The organism is Roseovarius dicentrarchi (assembly GCF_003316635.1).
GTDB classification, from domain to species: Bacteria; Pseudomonadota; Alphaproteobacteria; order Rhodobacterales; family Rhodobacteraceae; genus Roseovarius; species Roseovarius dicentrarchi.
On sequence record NZ_QNQP01000004.1, the window covers coordinates 37,755 to 55,606 of the forward strand.

14 protein-coding genes are annotated in these 17,852 nt (G+C 66.3%); 6 read left to right on the forward strand and 8 right to left on the reverse strand.

Annotated features, from left to right (window positions below):
* Positions 1-32: 32 nt before the first annotated feature.
* The 4 genes from DQ230_RS03775 to DQ230_RS03790 are packed head-to-tail and all read left to right on the forward strand — an operon-like array spanning position 33 to position 6,474.
* Positions 33-392 (forward strand): DUF3467 domain-containing protein, encoded by a 360-nt coding sequence (locus DQ230_RS03775; RefSeq protein ID WP_113911180.1) that lies wholly within the window; start codon positions 33-35, stop codon positions 390-392.
* Positions 393-424: 32 nt separating this feature from the next.
* Positions 425-2,341: an efflux RND transporter periplasmic adaptor subunit gene (locus DQ230_RS03780; protein WP_238987411.1), complete on the forward strand. Its 1,917-nt coding sequence runs from the start codon at positions 425-427 to the stop codon at positions 2,339-2,341.
* 1 nt (position 2,342) lies between these two features.
* A complete protein-coding gene (locus DQ230_RS03785; RefSeq protein WP_113911181.1) occupies positions 2,343-4,496 on the forward strand; it encodes a PqqD family peptide modification chaperone in 2,154 nt (717 codons plus the stop codon).
* Positions 4,489-6,474: a preprotein translocase subunit SecA gene (locus DQ230_RS03790; RefSeq protein WP_113911182.1), complete on the forward strand. Its 1,986-nt coding sequence runs from the start codon at positions 4,489-4,491 to the stop codon at positions 6,472-6,474. Before DQ230_RS03785 ends, DQ230_RS03790 begins: the two co-directional genes overlap by 8 nt.
* 41 nt (positions 6,475-6,515) lie before the next feature.
* Here the strand turns inward: DQ230_RS03790 and DQ230_RS03795 are convergent, their stop codons facing one another.
* Positions 6,516-7,178, reverse strand: coding sequence for a DUF2461 domain-containing protein (locus DQ230_RS03795; protein WP_113911183.1), 663 nt, complete (start codon positions 7,176-7,178; stop codon positions 6,516-6,518).
* Positions 7,179-7,284: 106 nt separating this feature from the next.
* The gene (nhaC, locus tag DQ230_RS03800; protein ID WP_113911184.1) at positions 7,285-8,832 is read right to left on the reverse strand and encodes a Na+/H+ antiporter NhaC; all 1,548 of its coding nucleotides are present in this window, start codon (positions 8,830-8,832) and stop codon (positions 7,285-7,287) included.
* Positions 8,833-9,271: 439 nt separating this feature from the next.
* Here nhaC and DQ230_RS03805 point away from each other — a divergent pair, with 439 nt between their 5' ends.
* A complete protein-coding gene (locus tag DQ230_RS03805) occupies positions 9,272-10,144 on the forward strand; it encodes a helix-turn-helix transcriptional regulator (RefSeq protein ID WP_113911185.1) in 873 nt (290 codons plus the stop codon).
* A gap of 24 nt (positions 10,145-10,168) precedes the next feature.
* Here the strand turns inward: DQ230_RS03805 and DQ230_RS03810 are convergent, their stop codons facing one another.
* The 4 genes from DQ230_RS03810 to DQ230_RS03825 are packed head-to-tail and all read right to left on the reverse strand — an operon-like array spanning position 10,169 to position 13,349.
* Entirely contained in the window at positions 10,169-10,963 is a 795-nt protein-coding gene (locus tag DQ230_RS03810) for a molybdate ABC transporter substrate-binding protein (protein ID WP_113911186.1), read from the reverse strand.
* Between the two features lie 59 nt (positions 10,964-11,022).
* Positions 11,023-11,847: an ABC transporter substrate-binding protein gene (locus DQ230_RS03815; protein WP_113911187.1), complete on the reverse strand. Its 825-nt coding sequence runs from the start codon at positions 11,845-11,847 to the stop codon at positions 11,023-11,025.
* A 31-nt stretch (positions 11,848-11,878) separates the two neighbouring features.
* The gene (locus DQ230_RS03820; RefSeq protein ID WP_203227990.1) at positions 11,879-12,649 is read right to left on the reverse strand and encodes an ATP-binding cassette domain-containing protein; all 771 of its coding nucleotides are present in this window, start codon (positions 12,647-12,649) and stop codon (positions 11,879-11,881) included.
* The gene (locus DQ230_RS03825) at positions 12,642-13,349 is read right to left on the reverse strand and encodes an ABC transporter permease (RefSeq protein ID WP_113911188.1); all 708 of its coding nucleotides are present in this window, start codon (positions 13,347-13,349) and stop codon (positions 12,642-12,644) included. Before DQ230_RS03825 ends, DQ230_RS03820 begins: the two co-directional genes overlap by 8 nt.
* Positions 13,350-13,601: 252 nt before the next feature.
* Between DQ230_RS03825 and tsaA the strand changes: the two genes are divergently transcribed.
* Positions 13,602-14,075 carry a tRNA (N6-threonylcarbamoyladenosine(37)-N6)-methyltransferase TrmO gene (gene tsaA / locus DQ230_RS03830; protein ID WP_113911189.1) on the forward strand — a complete coding sequence of 158 codons (474 nt, stop codon included), beginning with the start codon at positions 13,602-13,604 and terminating at the stop codon, positions 14,073-14,075.
* A 37-nt stretch (positions 14,076-14,112) separates the two neighbouring features.
* Here tsaA and DQ230_RS03835 read toward each other — a convergent pair whose 3' ends face one another.
* Both DQ230_RS03835 and DQ230_RS03840 read right to left on the reverse strand, forming a co-directional pair.
* Complete coding sequence (locus DQ230_RS03835) at positions 14,113-16,719, reverse strand: AAA family ATPase (RefSeq protein WP_113911190.1); 2,607 nt, start codon at positions 16,717-16,719, stop codon at positions 14,113-14,115.
* The gene (locus DQ230_RS03840) at positions 16,716-17,846 is read right to left on the reverse strand and encodes a metallophosphoesterase family protein (RefSeq protein WP_113911191.1); all 1,131 of its coding nucleotides are present in this window, start codon (positions 17,844-17,846) and stop codon (positions 16,716-16,718) included. The genes DQ230_RS03835 and DQ230_RS03840 overlap by 4 nt, the downstream gene beginning before the upstream one ends.
* Positions 17,847-17,852: the final 6 nt, after the last annotated feature.

Here is a 17,852-nt window from a genome sequence, read left to right on the forward strand (position 1 = left end):
AACGCCGCCTAACCGTTGAGGAGACTATTCAAATGACCGATTCAGCCAAACCCGACGCGCCGTCGCAAAACCGCAAGCCCGGCGGTGCCGCCGCCACATCAGACGGCGCGTCATCGGCACCGCGCGCGGCGACCGTTCCCCCCAGTCAGGTGCAGTTCGATACCACCGAGCTGAAAAGCAGCTATTGCAACGTGTGCAACGGGTCATCGACGCGCGAAGAGGTCGTGGTGAATTTCGGCGTCAACGAAAGCTGGGATATGGGCCGCGAAAAGCTTCTGGTCATGTTACAGCACCGTGTCGTCATGTCGCCCTATGCCGCCAAACGGCTGCGCGACATGATGAACCGGCTGATTGATGAACATGAGACGAAATACGGCAAGCTGGATGGCTGAACTGCGGTGGAAACCGTGACAGGGTCCGCGCAATGACGATGCAGGGCAAGCCCGCCGGTGTTGCCGCAGATGCGGACCCGCAAGACAATCCAGCCCAGAGGCCGGAGCCGTTTCTGCTGCCGTCCAGCGCGAACCTGGATCGCAGCCTGTGGGCTGCGTTTGCCAATGCGCGCACCCATGCGCAGCGGCAATCGGCATGGCTGGCATTGCTGTTCGGGCGCGTGCCCGGCGCCGTTCTGGGCGTCTTGCTGGAGGCTGATCCGGCCAAGGCTGCATACGAGCCGGTTGCCATCGTGCCGGACCCGCGCCGCGATCTGTCCGCGCTGGTGCCGGCAGCGGAAAAGGTGCTGGAAACCCGTCGGCCGGCCGTTGTGCCGGGGAAGGACGGCGCGATCCACCTGGCCTATCCTGTGGTGCTGGGTCCGGGGGCGGCGGTGTCGGTCGTGGCGCTGGAGCTGCGCGGCGTCGATGATGCTGCGGCGCAGGCGGGCATGCGGGAAATTCACTGGGCGGCCGGGTGGCTGGCCGCACGCGGCTGGGAGGCGCGCGCAGGCGATGAAACGGCCCGTCTGCGCCGCTCGGTCACCGCGCTGGATATTCTGGCCAGCGTGTCCGAGCATTCCCGGCTGGAGGCCGCCGCGATGGCCGCTGTGAATGAGATCCAGACGGCACTGGTGGCCGATCAGGTATCGGTCGGACTGGTGCGGGGCCGGGCGCGCAACCCGCGTATCCGGGTTGTGGCGCTGTCCTATTCGGCCTGGTTCCGCAAACGCTCGGCGGTGATGGAAACGCTGGAAACCGCGATGGAAGAGGCGTTCGATCAGAATGCGGCGGTATCCGCGCCGGCGCTGCCATCGCTGTCGCGCGCAATTTCAGTCGCACATGGCGAACATCTGCGCACCACCCGCACGCAGCATATGTTGACGGTGCCGCTGTCGGACGAGATTGGCCCCGTCGGTGCGCTGACGCTGGAGCGGCGCGAGGACAAACCCTTTGCCGAAGAGGATGCGTTGGTCGCGCAGGCGATTGCCGCGCTGCTGGGTCCTGTGCTGGAGCTGAAGCGCCGCAATCGGCGCTGGGTCGGGGGCAGGCTGGTGGATGGCACGGCGCATGTGCTGGGCGTTTTGCTGGGTCCGCGCCACCTGAGCTGGAAGTTGTTGGCGGTCACGCTGGCGGCGATGGTCCTTGCCATGATACTGGTGCAGATCCCGTTCCGCATTCAGGCCGAGGCGGTACTGCGCGGCGAAATAAACCGTGCGGTTGTGGCACCCTTCGCCGGGTTCGTTGCCGAGGCGCCGCTGCGCGCGGGCGATACGGTCTCGGCGGGCGATCTGATGGTGCGCCTGGACGACAGCGATCTGCGCCTTGAGGCGCTGCGCTGGCGCTCGGAAATCGACCGTCTGGTCAGCGAATCCCGCGAGGCGCTGGCCGCCAAGGATCGCGCCCGCGTTGCCCTGACCGAAACGCAGATCACGCAGGCCCGCGCGCAGGCGGCACTGGCCGATGCGGAATTGGCGCGCGCGCAGCGGTTGGCGCCGATTGACGGCATGATCGTCACTGGCGATCTGAGCCAGAAACTGGGCGCGCCGGTGCAACTGGGCGAGGTGCTGTTCGAAGTGGCGCCGCTGGATCGCTACCGCGTCGAAATGCAGGTGGACGAACGCGATCTTGCCTATGTGTCCGAAGGCACGAACGGCCGGTTGGCGCTGGCGGGCCATCCGGCAGACGGCCTTGCGCTCCGCGTGACGCGCATCACGCCGCTGGCGCAGGTGCGCGAAGGCGCCAACACTTACCGCGTCGAGGCGGCGCTGGATGCGGCCCCCGCCGGCATACGCCCCGGCATGGAGGGCGTGGCCAAGCTGGACGCCGGAATAGAGGCGGCAATCTGGGTCTGGACGCGCCGCCTGGTCGATTGGGCGCAGCGCACCGCCTGGACATGGCAGCCCTGATATGGCCGGGTCCTTCCTGTCAACGATCTGGTACAGGGTGGCAAAATTGCAGCCGCGCCTGCGTGCGCATGTCCGGGTGCATCGCCATCGCTATCGGGGTCAGTCGTGGTATGTGCTGCACGATCACGCCTCGGGGCGGGTCCACCGCTTTACACCCGCGGCCTACATGTTCATCGCACAGCTGGACGGCGGCAGTACCGTGGACGAGGTGTGGCGACGACTGGCCGAAAGCCATGCACTGGACGCGCCGGGGCAGGACGATGTCATCCAGCTGCTGTCGCAACTGCACCAGAGCGATCTGATCCAGTATCCCGGCACGCCCGACGTGGCCGACCTGCTGGAGCGGCACGGCAAACAGGCACGGCAGGTCTTCACGCAGAACCTGACCAACCCCATGTCGTTTCGCGTGCCGTTGTGGGATCCCGACCGTTTTCTGATCGCCACGCTGCCTGCCGTGCGGTGGCTGACCGGGTGGTTCGGGCTGTTTTTATGGATCATGGTGGTCGGAGCCGGGCTGACCGTTGCCGCGATCAACTGGGAGCGGCTGACCGGGGATCTGTCCGGACAGCTGCTGAGCGCGTCCAATCTGATCATTACACTTGTGTCCTACCCGCTGCTCAAGGCGCTGCACGAGCTGGCGCATGGCTGGCTTTTGCGCGCGCGTGGCGGCGAGGTACGCGAGATGGGGATCATGTTTCTGGTCTTCTTTCCGGTGCCTTATGTCGATGCCTCGACCGCGGCCGCGTTCCGCTCGAAATGGCACCGGGCGGCGGTTTCGGCCGGCGGTATATTTGTCGAGACGTTTGTTGCCGCCATCGCGGTAATGGTCTGGGCCTCGGCCGAGCCGGGCATGGTGCGCGCGGTGGCATTCAATCTGGTAATGGTGGGGGGGATTTCGACTGTTTTGGTCAACGGAAACCCGTTGTTAAAGTTTGACGGTTATTACGTTCTGTCAGATGTGATCGAAATTCCCAATCTGGCCACACGTGCAACCCGGTACTGGGGCCACCTGGTACAGCGCTACATTTTCGGCGCGCGCCAGCTCAAACCGGGACCGGCGACGGCGGGGGAGAAGGTTTGGTTCCTGTTCTACGCGCCCGCCGCCTATGTTTACCGGTTGATCGTCATGGTGGGGATCGCGCTGTTCGTGGCGCAGAAATTCTTTGTGCTGGGGGTTTTGCTGGCCTGCTGGTCGGTGTTCAGTTCGCTGATCAAACCCATGGCAAAGAATCTGCGCCATGTCGTGACCGCGCCCGCCCTGCGCAAGGTGCGGCGCCGGGCAATGGGGTGGACCTTTGGCAGTATCGCGATTTTGCTGATGCTGGTGCTGCTGGTTCCGGTGCCGCTTCGGACCGATACAGAAGGGGTGATCTGGCTGCCCGAGGCGGCAACGCTGCGTGCGGGTACGGGCGGCTTTCTGAGCGATGATCTTACCGTTTCCGGCGGCGCCGTTGTTGCTGCCGGCGATCTGGTTGCCGTGCTGGAAGAGCCGCGGCTGCACGCGCGACTCGCGGTGCTGGAGGCGCGTCTCGGCGAGGCGACGCAACGGCTGGCGCAGGCCGAAGCGGTGGAGCGTTTGCGCATCGAGGGCGCGCGCCTTGATCTGGAGAAAACCCGCGCCGAGCTGTCGCGCGAGCGGGACCGGCTGTCGCGGTTGCAGGTGATGGCACGGCTGGACGGCGCGTTTCGCCCGTCTATGCCGGTGGCGGATCTGGCCGGGCGCTGGCTGGCCGAGGGGGACGTGCTGGGCCATATCCTGCCGCCGCGCGCCGAGGTGGCGCGGCTGGTGGTGCGGCAGGACGATATCGCCCTGGTGCGCGACCGGCTGGAGCGCATCCAGCTGCGGCTGGCCGGCTGGATGGGCGCACGCCATGACGCGACGCTGATCCGTGCCGTACCGCAGGCGACGTTCCAGCTTCCTGCGCCCGCGCTGGGCAGCGCGGGCGGGGGGCGGCTTCTGACCGATCCGGCTGACCGCGAGGGATTGCAGCTGCTGGAGCAGGCGTTTGTCTTTGACGTGGCTCTGCCGGACGCGCTGGCGGATGCGCCATTCGGCGCGCGCGTTTACGTGCGCTTTGACCACGGGTTTGAACCTGCATCGGCGCAGATCTGGCGCCGTGTACGGCAGTTGTTCCTGCGGCAGTTCAATGCCTGAGGTCGATGGTTTTCTGGGCTTTGGCCGCCCCCATCTGGGCATCAGCCCATACCCCGAGCGTGCCGATCCGCGTGGCAATCCGGTGGATCTGTGGCTGGAGCGGCGGCTTGGCTGGATGCAAAGCCGTGCGCCACTGATCCGGCGCGGCCTGTCAGCGCGCGCCGATGCGGTGCTGGCGCTGGAGCCTGCCATCGCTTTGCTGAGCGATGAGGCGCTGCGCGCCGCCGCCGCCCGGCTGCGGCCCCGGCTGCTGGCCCGGCGCCGCGGCGATCAAAAGGCGCTGATCGAAGCCTTTGCGCTGGTGCGCGAGGTCAGTGCGCGGCTGCTGGGCAAACGGCATTACAAGGTGCAGATCATGGGCGCGCTGGGGCTTTATGACGGGCGCATGGTGGAAATGGCCACCGGCGAGGGCAAGACATTGACGGCCACGCCTGCCGCCGTTGTCGCCGCGCTGGCCGGCGATCCGGTGCATGTGGTGACGGTAAACGACTATCTTGCCGCGCGTGATGCCGAGGAAACGCGCCCGGTCTATGAATTCTTTGGCCTGACCGTGGGCGTGATCGAGACGGATATGGACCCGGCCGCGCGGCAGGCGGCCTATGCCTGCGACATCGCCTATGTGTCCAACAGCAATCTGACGTTTGATTACCTGCGCGACCGGGTCAGCCTGCGCCAGCGGCGCGGCAAGGCGCGCCATGCGGCGGCGGCGCTGGCGGGCGGGGGCCGGGGGGCCGGGCTGATGCTGCGCGGACTGGCCTTTGCGATTGTCGACGAGGCCGACAGCGTGTTCGTCGATGAGGCGCGCACGCCGCTGATCCTGTCCTCGACCTCGGATGATCCCGAGGCGGTGCAGCTATATGGCGCGGCGCTGGACATCGCGCGGGCGCTGGCCAAGGGCGCTGACTTCCGGGTTGATACGCTCAGCCGCCAGATAGAATTGACGGACAGGGGACGCGCGCGGCTGGCGGAGTTGGCGGGCGCGCAACCGGGCCTGTGGCGGATACGGCTGGCACGCGAGGAACTGGCCCGGCAGGCGTTGTCGGCGCTGCATATGTTCGAGCGCGGCCATGATTATGTGGTTCTGGACGATCAGGTGCAGATCGTCGATGAATTCACGGGCCGCATCATGCCTGACCGCAGCTGGCAAGGCGGGCTGCACCAGATGATCGAAGCGCGCGAAGCGGTGCCGGTGACGGGGCGCAAGGAAACCATGGCGCGCATCACCTATCAGCGGTTCTTTCGCCGCTACCTGCGGCTGGCCGGGATGACAGGCACCGGGATGGAACTGGCGCCGGAATTTCGCGACACGTTCAATTTGACAACCGTGCGCATTCCCCGCCACCGTCCCTTGCGGCGCAGACATCTGGGAACGCGGTTCATGCGGGATGGGGCGAGCAAATGGAAGGCCGTCGCGCGCCGCGTGTCGGTCATCCACGCGCAGGGGCGGCCGGTGCTGATCGGCACCCGTTCGGTCGAGGCAAGCAGGCGCGCCTCGGCGGCGTTGAAGGCGGCGGGACTGCCGCATGAGGTGTTGAATGCCACGCAAGACCGCGACGAGGCGGATATTATCGCCGTGGCGGGCCTGAGCGGGGCGATAACGGTGGCCACAAATATCGCGGGGCGCGGAACGGATATCCTGCCGGGGCCGGGCGTGGCCGATCTGGGCGGAATGCATGTGATCCTGACCGAATTCCATGAAAGCGCGCGGATTGACCGCCAGCTATACGGGCGCACCGGGCGGCAGGGCGGGCCGGGCACGACCGAGGCCATGGTCAGTCTGGAGGACGAGCTGTTCCTGCGCTTTTCGCCGTGGCTGCTACGGGTTTGCCTGGCGGTGAGATTGCCGCTGCTGTATCGGCTTTTGCCCCTGCGCGCGCAGCGCCGCGCCGAGGCGGAACACGCAAGCACCCGCCGCGAACAGACGGCACTGGATCGCAAGCTGGAACGGTCGCTCGCGTTTACCGGTCAGGCGGAATAGGCGCAAACCCGCGCGGCAAGGTGCAGGGGCCATGTCTGTGGTCAGCGCGCTTGATCGAAGTGCCGCACCAGCGGGCTGGCGGCGCGGAATATCTCGCTAAGTTGGTCGATCGCCTCATCGTCAAGCAGGGCGGCATCAGGGATGTCCTTGCGGCAGCCAAGCCCAGCCATTTTCAGGTAGGGCGCGGCAGCATCGGCGTCGTCATATCCGTCCGGAACGCTGGTCAGTGACTTGCGGGTAATCAGACCGCCGGGAAACATCGCGCTGAAATCAGGATCAGCCAGCACATCGCGCAGCCCCTCGGGATCGCGTGCCACATGGGCATGCAGACGCTCCAGCGCCGGTTTTGACGGATGAAACAGCCCGGCGCCCGCGTGACAGTTGCCCGGCTCAATATGCAGGTAATAGCCGAAATCCTCGGACGGATCGCCGGCGTTGGCAAAGACATCAATGCCGGTGCGAAACAGATCGCGCCCGGTGCGGTCGCGCGGATCCTGATGAAACCGGGTGTAGCTTTGCTTGGGCTTGATCGCCGCATCGGCCACGAAAGGGTCAAACCGGTCCGCATAATCATGCAACGTCATGGCAATGCCGGTGAAGTTGCGCATGGCATCGTCACGTTCGGGGCGATGCGCGTCCATCCATGCCTTGCGATTGTTCTGCGCAAGATCGGCAAGGAAGGTGAATGTTTCAGGCTCTACCATGGCGCGGCTCCTTGGGGATCGGGTGCCTTGCACCAAATGGTCGGCGGTGACGGGACAGGACATGCGCCCTGCCGCACTCACGGCAGGGCGCATCTGGTGGCGCGGTCTATTGCGCCGGTGTTTTCGCAGCGTCCGGAGTGTCCGGGGCGTCCGCGGATTGCAGCGGATGCTCGTATCCGTATTGGCTCATATCCGTAATCTCGCGGTCGTTGTCGACCCAATCCTTGCGCTCCGCCTCGCCGGCGCGGGGGGAGAACAGGCCGGTCCACGCATAGATGATGCCGATGATCGGCGTCATCCAGCAGGCAAAGGCCAGCGGAATATACAGCAGGTTGACCAGATTACCCCCGGTAATTCCCAGCCCCAGCGCCGTGATCACAAAGGCGCCGCCGGCGTTCCACGGGATCAGCGGCGACATCAGCGTGCCGCCTTCTTCGGTGGCGCGCGAAAGGTTCAGCGTGGAATAGCCCATGCCGCGATATACCGGCGAATACATCCGGCCCGGCAGCGCGATCGACAGATAGGGATCCCCGGCCACGATGTTGGTTGCGAACGACGTGCCGATGGCAGCGGTCTGAACCCCGGCAAAGCTCTGCACCTTGGTCAGGATGGCGGCGATGATGGTCTGAAGGCAGCCCGTCCGCTCCAGCGCGCCGCCAAAGCCAAGCGCGATCAGGATCAGCGAGATGGTCCACATCATCGACTGGATGCCGCCGCTGTTCAGCAGGCTGTCGATTTCGGAAACGCCGGTTTCGATCTTGTAGCCGCTATTGGCAAATTCAAACACGTCATGCAGCGTCACGCCCTGCGCGATGATCGCCGTCAGGCCGCCGGCCAGAACACCCGCAAACAGCGAGGGGATCGGCGGCTTTTGCGCGATGGCCAGCCCGATCACGAGCAGCGCCGGAATCAGCAGCCACGCCGAAATCGCAAAATTCGCCTGTAGCGCCGAGGTGATCGCGTCAATCCGCTCAAACGACGCGCCGCTGGTGTCGCCCACAAGGCTGAAGCCCGCCCAGACATAAATGCCAAAGGCGATCAGCATCGCGGGAATGGTCGTGGGCATCATGTTGCGGATATGCGCAAACACGTCCTGCCCGGTCACGGCAGGGGCCAGATTGGTCGTGTCCGACAGCGGCGAGATCTTGTCGCCGAAAAACGCGCCGGACACGACCGCGCCCGCGGTCCAGTACATCGGCACGTCAAACCCCGCGCCGATGCCCATCAGCGCCAGCCCGACCGTGCCGACCGTGCCCCATGAGGTGCCCAGCGATACCGACACGACCGCGCACATCAGCATCGCCGCCGCCAGAAAGATCTGCGGCGTCAGGATGGTCAGGCCGTAGTAAATGATCGTCGGCACCGTGCCGCTGGCGATCCAGACGCCGATGATCATGCCCACAACGATCAGCACGGAAACAGACGGCAGCGATACGTTGATCACGCGAAAAACGCCGTCCTCCATGCTGCCCCAGTCATGGCCCAGGTAAATCCCCAAAAGGCCGGTGATCCCCAGCCCGATGGCCAGCGGAATTTGCGGGGTGAAATCGCCGAAGTAAAACAACTGAAGCCCCAGCAGAAACAGGGTCAGAACGACCGGGACAAGGGCCAGCGTCAGCGACGGCTGGCGCGGGCTGATGGGTTCGGTTGACATGGGGTGTCTCCTTTCATGGGGCGATGCAGGCGCAGTGGGCCCGGCGGCCCGCGCTTGCCTTTGATCGGTGTTGCCCTGGGGGCTGCTGTCCTTCCTCGGCCCAGGGCGGCGGGCTGGAGCGTCCTTGAATATATCTTGCGCGCCGGTCTGATCAGGCACACCGGCGCACCCCGGTAGCCCGTTCAGGTTGTGCGATGCGGCGCGCAAAAACAAGAGCCTTGCACCGTTCAGGTGCGGCGATACAGTATTTAAATGTAGGTGCACGCGCCTGTTTTGGCGCGGCGATACCCTGATTCCCGCGCGATTTAAGCCAGCCGCCAGCAGCGGGCAGGCACAGCGCAGGGCGGGCGCGTTGCGCACGCGGCGCTGCGGATTTCCCGGTGGCTTGCGCAAACCCGATTGTTCGGGCATTTTCGGGCGTTCAGGAGACACAGCCAGAATGCCAGACGCGCCCCAGCCCAGCTATCTTACCACCCGCGAAGTGGCCGAGATGCTGCGCGTGAAGGAACGCAAGGTTTATGATCTGGCCGCAGCGGGCGATATCCCGCACCGCCGCATCACCGGCAAGCTGTTGTTCCCCAAGGCCGAGCTGTTGGACTGGATCGAGGCAGGCTGCCGCCCGGCTGTGGCGGCGCGGCCGATGGTGCTGACCGGGTCACACGATCCGCTGCTGGACTGGTCCGTGCGCGAATGTGGATCGAACCTAGCCACGCTGTTCAACGGCAGCCGCGCGGGGCTGGAGCGGTTCGGCGCAGGGCAGGCGGCGCTGGCCGGGCTGCATATACCGGGCGGCGATGACTGGAATGTGGATGCCGTGGCCGCGCAGGGCATCAAGGATTGCGTCCTGATCGCCTGGGCAACCCGCGCGCGCGGTCTGGTCCTGTCCGAGGCGGCGCGCGGCGCGATCACATCGTTTGCCGACCTCAAAGGCAGGCGCGTGGTGCAGCGGCAGCCCGGCGCCGGCGGGGCCACGTTCTTTGATGACATGCTGGCGCGCGCGGGGCTGAGCATGGCGGATCTGGATCTGGCGTGCGGGCTGGCCCATACCGAGTATGACGCGGCCGCGGCAGTCGCGGCCGGGCAGGCCGATGCCGCCACCGGGATCGAGGCGATGGCGCGGCAGTTCAACCTTGGTTTTCTGCCGTTGGCCGAAGAACGCTTTGATCTGCTGATCGACCGGCGCGCTTACTTCACCGCGCCGGTGCAAAAGCTGCTGGCCTTCGCCCGCAGCGACGCCTGCCGGGAAAAGGCGGCGGCGATGGGCGGCTATGATCTGGGCCAGATGGGGGCGGTGCGCTGGCTGTCTGACTAGATCGCCGGCGCACCGCTGCGCGCCTTATTGCGCGGGGGAAAAGCCATAGCTGACAAGGATCTGCTGCCCCTCAGCGGCAAGGATGAACTCGGCCAGGTCTGTGGCCAGATCCGGGGCTTCCTCCAGCACGGTCAGGCCGTAATTTGCGCCCACCGCCAGCGCATCCGGAAATTGCACGATCTGCAAAGCCGGCGTGTCGCGCCGGGCCAGTACCGCGTTGGTGCAATAGGTCACGAACAGATCCGCGCGGTCCTCGCTCATCACCCAGGCGTAGGGGTTGCGGCCCTCGGGCGGCTGCGCGCTGTCCGGGCCGCCGGTCAGTTGCAGTGCCTTTGATTTGAGCGTGTCGGTGCTGCCCTGCCGGATCGCGCCCGCCTTTTCAAACAGCTCCCACGCGTAATCGCCTGACGGGTCGGCCTTGGGCGTTGAAGTGCCCAGCCGGATATCGTCTGACAGCATGACATCAAGGATCGTGTCCGGCGTCACGTCGACACCCTCTTGCGCCAGCCCGCACAGGCTGTTGCGGGCAAACATCGTCACGGGCCCGGACAGCCCCGCATCGGCCAGTGTCTGCGGATGGCGCATGTTGGCAGAGGCGAACACCTCGGCCGGCTCGCCCCCCTCGATGCGTTCGCGCAAGAGGCCCGAGGGGCCGAAGCTGCGCGTAACCGTGGCGCCAGTGGCCGCCTCGAAGGCGTTGGCGATATCTGTCATCGCGGCCTTGAGGCTGCCGGCCGCGTGCAGGCGCACCTCTTGGGCGAGGGCCGGCTGCGTGATGACGGCCACGGCCAGAATTCCTGCTGTGAGTGTGGATTTCATGGGACGCTCCTGGAAAAATGGAAAAGGCGCGCCGGGATGCGGCGCGCCTTGCTGTCAGTTCAGCCCGCGTTGGGGAAGAAAAGTTGCTGGCCGTCGATCTTGTAATCGGCAATCGCGGCCTGTCCCTCCTCGGACAGAACCCAGTCGATGAAGCTCTGGCCCTGCTCGGACTTCACGTTGGGGTGCTTTTCCGCGTTCACCAGAATGATGCCATACTGGTTGAACATCCGCTCGTCGCCCTCGACCACGATCTGATATTCGCCCTTGTTGCCAAAGCTGATCCATGTCGCGCGGTCGGTCATGATATAGGCATCCATGCCCGTCCCGGTGTTCAGCGTCGCGCCCATCCCCGAGCCGGTTTCGCGATACCAGCCGCCCGATGCGGCATCGACATCGACGCCGGCAGCCTCCCACAGGCGCAGCTCGGCCTTGTGGGTGCCGCTGTCATCGCCGCGCGACGCGAAGGCGGCGCCCGCTTCGGCAATCTGGGCCATCGCGGCGCTGACATCGGACATGCCTGCCACACCTGCCGGATCGGACGGGGGGCCGACGATGACGAAATCGTTGTACATCACGTCGCTGCGGCTGACGCCGTCACCATCGGCGACGAATTTCTCCTCGGCCGGTTTGGCATGCACGAACAGCACATCGCCGTCGCCATTGGCGGCGTTCTTGATCGCCTGCCCGGTGCCGACGGCCACGACGCGCACTTCGATGCCGGTCTTGTCCTGAAACATCGGCAGGATGTGATCGAACAGCCCCGAGTTCTGGGTCGAGGTGGTGGATTGCACGATGATGAAATCATCCTGCGCCGCCGCCGGGCCGGCCGCTCCCAGCGCCAGAAGGCCCGCCGCCGCGAAGCCGAGGAAATTGCGTCTGAACATGGTGATACTCCTTAGTTGATTTATCAGGTTTTCAGGGGGTGTTTGGAACGAACAGGCGCCCGCTGAGCCACGCCTGCGCGGCTTTGGAGCGGGGGGCGTCCAGCACGCGGCCAACGGGGCCGGTTTCGGCAATGCGCCCGCCTTGCAAGAAGATCAGATCATCGCCCAGCCTGCGGGCCTGCCCCGCGTCATGGGTCACAAGGATGATTGTCGCGCCGCTTTCGCGGGCCTGCGCGATCAGGTTTTCAATCGCAAGGGTCGATGCAGGATCAAGGCTTGCCGTCGGCTCGTCCAGCAGCAGCAGCCTGGGCGCGCTGATCATGGCGCGGGCCATGGCAAGGCGCTGCTGCTCGCCCCCCGACAGCACGCGCGCGGGCCTGTCCTTTAGCCCGTCCAGCCGGGCAAGGTCGAGCGTTTCAGCCTCGCGCGCCTTGCGCTCTGGACCGCGCACGCCGCGCACCGACAGCGCAAAGCGCAGGTTGGCCGCGACCGACCGGCGCAGCATCACGGGGCGCTGAAACACCATCGCCTGCTCGCGCCGCGCCGCGCGGTCCAGCGGCCTGCCGCGCCATGTAATGCTGCCTTCGCTGGGGGTCAGCAAGCCGTGCAGCAGGCGCAGCAGCAGGCTTTTGCCGCTGCCATTGGCGCCCATGACGACGGTGCAGCGGCCCGGCAGGATGTCCAGATCAACCGCGTCGATCAGGCGTTGCCCGCCCGCGTCAAAGCAAAGGCCGCGCGCCGACATCAGCGGTTCGGGCGCGACGGCGCTGTGCGCGCGGATGTTGATTGCGGGCTCAGACATAGGCCGCCCGCGCCGCTGTGCCGCGAATGGCCATCAAAAGGCCGTTCACAACCACCGCGATGGCCAGCAGGATCAGCCCCAGCGCCAACGCCAGTTGTAGGTTGCCCTTGGATGTCTCCAGCGCGATCGTGGTCGTCATCACGCGGGTCACATGGTTGATGTTGCCGCCCACGATGATCACCGCGCCCACCTCGGCCACCGCGCGCCCGAAGCCTGCCAGCGCCACGGTCAGCAGGCTGTAGCGCGCATCCCACAGCAGGGCCAGCACCCGGTCCAGCCGTCCGACGCCGAGCGATTCGAACTGTTCGGCATATTCGCTGTTCAGATCCTCGATCACCTGCCGGGTCAGGGCGGCGACGATGGGCGTCACCAGAATGGTCTGCGCCACGATCATCGCCGTTGGCGTATAAAGCAGGCCCAGAACCCCCATCGGCCCCGACGCTGACAACATTAGATAGACCAGCAGCCCCACCACGACCGGCGGCAGGCCCATGGCCGTGTTCATCACCACCAGCACGGCCGTGCGCATCGGAAACCGGAACGCGCCCACCACCGCGCCCAGCGGCAGACCGATCAGGCAGGACACCGCAACCGCCGTCAGCGTGACACGCAGCGACAGCAGAATGATCTCGATCACGTCCGCATCCCAGGACAGGATCAGGCCGATCGCCTCGAACAGGATCGAAGAAAAGCTCTGCATTTATGTGTTTCCTCCGAACTTCGGGAAATTTCGCATAATAAAGCACATTAATCCATAGCGATTCTTTCCGGTCCAGTCTTGCCCGGTCTAGGCGTGTTCCACTTGCTTGGTTGTCCGGCAGGATCATCCGGGCGCGGCCTGATGGCGCCGATTGCGTCGTTGCGATGCCCGGCCCATGCACGCATGTTGCGTTCGACCTGCCGCCGCTGTTCAATAGGAGGGCAGGCCCGCCCACGGGGAAAAGGAAAAAGCATGACCAGCAGCACGTCCGACATTCGCGACCATGAAATCTCTGTCGATTTGCCGCCCGCGGGCGATGCGCAGATCCGGTTTATCGGGCGCATCCACACGCCATGGAACACACGCGCCGAATGTCCACGTCAGGGCACGCCGGACGGGCCGGCCTGCACGATCGAGCTGTTCGCGCCATGGGGGCCGGCCTTGCAAGGGCTGGAATCGCTGGACCGGATCGAAGTGTTCTATTGGCTCGATCAGGCGCGGCGCGATCTAGCGGTGCAAAATCCGGGCTCCAAAGGTAATGTTGTCGGCACCTTCGCGCTGCGCTCGCCGGTGCGGCCAAATCCCATCGGGGTGGCACTGGTAAGGTTGGACTCGATTGACGGGATGGTGCTGACCGTGCGTGGCCTGGATTGCCTGAACGGCACGCCGCTGATCGACATCAAGCCTGAGCGCTGTGCGTTCTCGCCCGAAGCGTGGCGAAAATAATTGATGGGCCTGCTGTTACAGGGGGCTGAGCCGCTGTTCACTCCGCATCTGCGAGGGCAGGTGACAGCCGCAAGGCGGTGCCGCCCAGATTGCGAAAGGCCCGCTGGCGGCAGGTAAGCACAATGATCTGCATGTCGCCGGCCTGCCGGTGCAGCGCGTCGAACATGCGTTCAATCCGGTCGTCATCGGTAAACACCAGCGCGTCGTCCAGAATGACGGGCGCGATCCGGCCCGACGCGGCCAGCATCCTTGCAAAGGCAAGGCGCACCAGCAGCGCGATCTGCTCCTGTGTGCCGCCTGATAGAATGTCGATCGGCTCTTCCTGCCCGTCGCGGATCAGCGCATTCGGCAGCAGCGATTCCTCGCCCCATGTCAGCTCGGCATCGGGCCAGAGCAGGTGCAGCAGCGGCTTCAGCTCTTTGGCGATGGGGGTGAAATAGCGCTCGCGCGCCTCGTTGCGCGCGGTCTCCAGCGCCTTTTCCAGCCGGATCAGAACCGCCACTTCATGGGCGATCCGGTCAAGGTGATGCCGCGCGGCCTCCAGTTCCTGCGCGGTTTCGGCAAGCCGTTCTTCGACCGCATCACCGGAGGAGCGGCTGATGCGTTCGTCCAGCCGGGCAAGAAGCGGCTTCAGGCGGGCGATTTCCTCCTGCGCCTGCCGGTCGACCGACGCCGCGCGTGTCAACGCCGCCTTGGTGCTGGCCAGATCGGGCGCGGTGGCGGCCAATTCGGCATGCGCCGCCGCCGCCTGCTGATAGGCCACCTGCGCGCTGTCTGCCAAAGCCTGCAAGCTGTCCTCGGTCGCGCCCTCGTCCTTTGCCAGCGCATCCTGCGCCCGGTGCAGGCGGTCGCGCAGCGATGCCAGCGTCGCATCCGCATGGGTTGCCGCGTTACGCGCATCGCCGAGCCGTTCCGACGCCCCCTCGCGCGCGGCCTGGGCGGTGTCATGTGCCGTGCGGGTCTGCGCAAGCGCGGCGCCTGCTTCGTCGGGGTCGGGCGCGTCTTCGACACCATCCAGTTCGGGAATGTCTGCCAGCGCGGCGCGCAGCCGGTCGATGCCGTCCGGCGCAAGGCTGGCCAGAACGGCCTTTGCCTCGCCATAGGCACGCTCGGCCTCGGCGCGGGTGGCTGCGCTGACGCGGGCTGCTTCCAGATTGTCCGCGCCCGCATCTGCCAGCGCCTGGCGCAGTGTGGCTGCTGCCGCCTCTACGGTGCTGTCATCGTGGCCGCCCTCGCCGGGGCGCACTTCCAATGCGCCGATCCCGTCGATGATGAGCTTTGTCGCGCGGGTAAGGGGGACGGGCTGCCCGCCGGGCAGCGGCGCGTCTGCCATGCGGATCGTGCTGTCGCGGCCATCGGAATAGTGGGCAATCACCTGCGTGGATGTTGCATTGCGCGCGGCAATGGCGGCCGCGTGGGCGCCGGCCAGCGCCTCGATACGCCGCAGCGTGCCGGCATCGGGCCCGGTGCGCCCGGCCGATGCAACTTCCATCGCCGAGCGTGCCGCCTCGGCATGTGCGATGCGGCGCGTCAGGTCCTGCCGGCGGTCCGCGCCGTCCCGTGCCGCCTTGGCCCGTGTGGCCAAGGCGTAGGCGGCTTCGGCGGACCTGAGCGCCTTTTGCGCCGCGTCGGCGGTGCTGCCTGCGGCATCCCGCGCGGAGTGCTGGGCGTCCAGCGCTGTCTTTGCCTCGGTCGCGGCGATAGTGGCGGCGCGCGCGGCGTTTGCGGCGGCGTTGAGTTCTGCGCGGGCCTCCCTGAACGTCTCCAGCCGGGTCCGGGCGCTGTCGGCGGTCAGGCGGGCCATTTGCATCTTGCGCTCTTCGGCCTCGACCTTCTCGGCGTGACGCTCGGCGGCGGCGTGGTTTGCGCGGGCCGCGTCCAGTTTTGTGCGCCGCTCTTCGGCGGCCTCGGGCGCCTCCCAGTCGCGCAGGCCGCGCCGGACGCGGGCGCGTTCGGCCAACGCGTCGTACAGGGCCTGCGCGGTTTCGGCCAGGCCGCTGTGGCGCGCGGCCAGCGTATCGACATGATCCTGCGCCTCTTTCCAAGGGCCGTTCGCCTTGGGCCTGCCTTTCCCAGTGGCATATATCGCCAGCTCCGCGCGGCAGCGGGCCAGCGCCATGTCCATCCGCCGGCCGCCGGTCATCGCCTCCACCTCTTCTCCGACCGAGGTCATCAGATCGCGCCGGGCCTCCAGTGCGGTGTCCTGTTCCTTCTTGGTGCCGCTGGTCAGGTCTGTCATGCCTTGACGCACCCAGATCAGGCCCGACGGGCCGCCCGCGTCGCCGCCCAGAAGATGGGTGATCCATGCCTCAGCCTCGTCCGACTGAGCAATCAGCCTGCCGCCGTGATGGACGGTGACGGCGGGTTTTTGCAGCCATCGTTTGGCGATGGCAAAGCGGCCGTCGTCTGTCTCGACTTCGATCGTGACCTCGGGCGCGCCGCCTGCATGGGGGCGCAGGGCTGTCACGTCCTTGTCGCACGAGCCGTGGGGTTTGAAGAACAGCGCCTGAATTGCGTCGAACAGGGTCGATTTGCCATGCTCGTTCGGCTCGCTCAGGACGTTCAGACCGTCAGCGATGCCGTCCACGCGCGCGGAACCCGTAAAGCGGCGCACGTTGTTCAGGGAAATACTGCGAAGCTTCATTCGGCGGCCTCCCGCACATAAGCATAAAGACGCGCCAGCGCGTCGGCCGCGACGTCCTTCGCGTCCTGCGGCAAGGCGGCGGATTCAGCGTCCTGCATCAGCGCGTCAGCCGCCAGCCGCAGGGCGCCGCCGCGGTCGATCTGGTCCAGATCCGCGGTCTGGTACTGCGTGCCGAGCGCGTCTGTCACCAGCTCGAAATGTGCGAAATCGGGGGCGCATCGGTCTGCGGCGCGCCGCAGATCGGCGTGGTCGGGCAGGCCGGCCCATCCGGTGGCGCGGACACGTGTCAGTATATTGCGGCGGTCGCTGCCGGGCAGGATCGCGGCCAACGCGGCCGCGGCGTCCTGCCTTGGGTGCAGGGGCAGGTCGGTTTCGGACCACAGGAACGTGCCGGTTTCGACCTCCTGCACCTGCGGGACCGCGCCGGGGCCGTCCAGCGCAACACACAGACAGACGCCGCGCCGCCCGTGTTTGAAGCGGTCCTGCTCCGGCGTGCCGGAATACTGCACGCGGTCCGATACGGCCATGCGCCCGTGCCAATCGCCCAGTGCCAGATAATCCAGCCGTGCGGTGCGATCCCGGTCGGGGGCGATGGAGGCGCCGCTTTCGATGAAGTCGGTCACGCCGCCATGCGCCAGCCCGATGCGCAGATGCCCCGCCTCGCTGGACATGGAGACCAGCGGCTCGGACGGATCAGTGGCGCCTGTGCGAAAGGCGACCGGGCAGGGCAGAAGGGTTGCGGTGCCGTCCAGCACGTGGGGCGCGGCGTCGGTCAGGGGGATGACGTTTTGCGGCGCATCGCGGCGGATCGCATCCCACAGCGGTTCGGCGTCGCGCAGGTTGTCGTGGTTGCCGGGCAGTAGCCACCATGTGACGTCGCGCGCCGCGCCCATCGCCGTCAGCGCCTGCCGGATCACGCTGGGTGATGGCGTGGCGGTATCGAATGTATCACCCGCCAGCAGGACATGCGCCGCGCCGTGATCGCGCGCCGCTGTTGCCAGCGCGCCGATTGCGGCATGGCGCGCCTCCATCAGGCGGCCGCGAATGTTACCATCGCCCGGCTGGGGAATATTGGCGAATTTGCGCCCGATATGCAGATCGGACGTATGAATGAATCGAAAGGCCAAACCCTG